The 1,967-nt window shown below is 67.6% G+C and carries 3 protein-coding genes; 2 read left to right on the top strand and 1 reads right to left on the bottom strand.

Annotated features, from left to right (window positions below; genetic code table 11):
• Nucleotides 1-573: histidinol-phosphatase (locus tag ACI38Z_RS07725; protein WP_439789611.1), on the top strand; the 573-nt coding region annotated here is incomplete at its 5' end.
• A 47-nt stretch (nt 574-620) separates the two neighbouring features.
• A complete protein-coding gene (locus ACI38Z_RS07720; protein WP_439789610.1) occupies nt 621-1,601 on the top strand; it encodes an SPFH domain-containing protein in 981 nt (326 codons plus the stop codon).
• Between the two features lie 15 nt (nt 1,602-1,616).
• Here ACI38Z_RS07720 and ACI38Z_RS07715 read toward each other — a convergent pair.
• Nucleotides 1,617-1,967, bottom strand: a 351-nt coding sequence (locus ACI38Z_RS07715) for a YbhB/YbcL family Raf kinase inhibitor-like protein (RefSeq protein ID WP_439789609.1), incomplete at its 5' end; no start/stop codon positions are given.

Below are 1,967 nucleotides of genomic sequence, written 5' to 3'. Positions count from 1 at the left end.
CCCGGGGCGGAGTACGTGATCGGCTCCACGCACTTCCTGGACGTGGACTCGCCGGTGCCCATGTCCGTGGACAGCAGCATGGACAACGTGCGCGAGCTCTGCGACACCTACTTTGGCGGCGACTACTATGCGCTCAGCCGCGCGTACTACGAGCTCGAGGCCAGGGTGTACGACCGCCTGCACTGCACGTGGGTGGGCCACTTCGACCTGGTGACGCGCTTCAACGACGACGCCCGCTTCCTGGACGAGGCGGACCCCCGCTACACGGGCCCCGCGCTCGAGGCGATGGAGTACCTGGTGGGGGAGGGCGTCCCCTTCGAGGTCAACTGCGGCGCCGTGAACCGCGGCCGCAAGAGGGAGCTCTACCCGCGCCACGAGCTGCTGCGCGCGCTGCACGACATGGGCGGCGAGATACTCATCAGCGCGGACGCGCACCAGAAGGAGCTCCTCGACGGCGCCTTCGACGTGGCGGTGGCAACGGCGATCGACTGCGGCTTCACGCACGTCAACTATCTCGCACACGACGGGCACGGTGCCGTGGAGATGCGGCAGGTCGCGCTCGACGCCCTGTGAGGCCAGCCGCGCCACGGACCGCAAACTCTTCCACCTAGGAGGAAGCCATGATCGGAACCATCGTCCTTCTCGTCGTCATCCTCGTGCTCGTGCTCTCGACCGGCTACGTTGTGCGCCAGCAGCACGTGGCCATCATCGAGCGGCTCGGGCGCTTCCACGGCTTTGCGGGCCCGGGCTTCCACGTCAAGGTGCCGTTCATCGACGTGACGCACGACGTGAGCCTCATGACAGAGGACGAGCACATGACGTTCGACGCCAAGACGAGCGACAACGTGACCATCGAGCTCGACGTGTCCATCCAGTACCACGTGGACGCGACGGACATGGGCGCGCGCCAGGACTCCGGCGTCTACAAGAGCTTCTACACGCTGCAGGACCCCGTGGGCCAGATGCAGGACTACCTGGCGGACGCGCTGCGCTCGCAGATCCCCGCGCGCACGCTGGACGAGGTCTTCAGCGAGAAGGACGCCATCGCGCACGCGATCGACGAGGTGGTCGCGGCCAAGATGCGCGACTATGGCTACGTGCTCGTGACCACGCTCATCACGCGCATCAAGCTGCCGGGCGAGGTCCAGGAGTCCATGAACCACATCATCGCGTCCAAGAACAACCTGGAGTCGGCCAAGAACGACGCCGAGGCCGCCCGCGCCAAGACGGTCATCGCGGCGCAGGCGAAGGCCGAGGCCATGGCAGCCGAGGGCAAGGGCATCGCGGACCAGCGCATCGCCATCGCGCGCGGCATCAAGGAGTCCATCGACACCATCAAGGGTGCCGAGATGAACGAGGGCGAGGCGAACCGCCTGTTCGAGTTCACGCAGTGGATCGACATGATGAACCAGTACGCCGCCAAGGGGCCCTCGACCGTGGTGCTCCCGAGCGACTTTGGACAGACGTCAAGCATGTTTGACCAGGTCGTAGCTGCAAAGGACGCACCCGCGCCCACGGGCAGCGCCCAGCCGCCCGTCGACCCGTACCACCGCACCGGCTCGGAGGGCTGGGGCGAGAGGGGCGGCCGCCACACCAGGTAGCGGCCGCCGGCGGCGCTACGAGCGGGCGGGCAGGTTGGCCTCGGCCCAGTCGAGCGTGTGGTCGCGCAGGACGTGGACGAGCTCGTTTGCCCAGAAGCCCTCGGAGAGCTGCGGCATCACGTCGAGCGCGTAGACCCTCAGCGTGTAGACGTGCGTGGCGTCGGGCGGCTGCGGGCCGTTGTAGCGGCAGGCCAAAAGCGGGTCGGAGCTTCTTACGAGCTTGCTGGCCGAGGAGTTCCTGCCCTGCACCATGCCAAAGGCGCCGGCGTTGGAGGCGTCCTCGGGGAAGGCGATCCTGCCGCCCTTGGCGTAGCACGCGTCGATGCCGGCCGCGACCCAGTGGATCCACGTGAAGCCGCACACGGG

It is taken from the genome of Parafannyhessea sp. (assembly GCF_051876455.1).
In the GTDB taxonomy this organism is placed as follows: Bacteria; Actinomycetota; Coriobacteriia; order Coriobacteriales; family Atopobiaceae; genus Parafannyhessea.
This window is presented reverse-complemented; position numbering and strand designations above follow the sequence as displayed.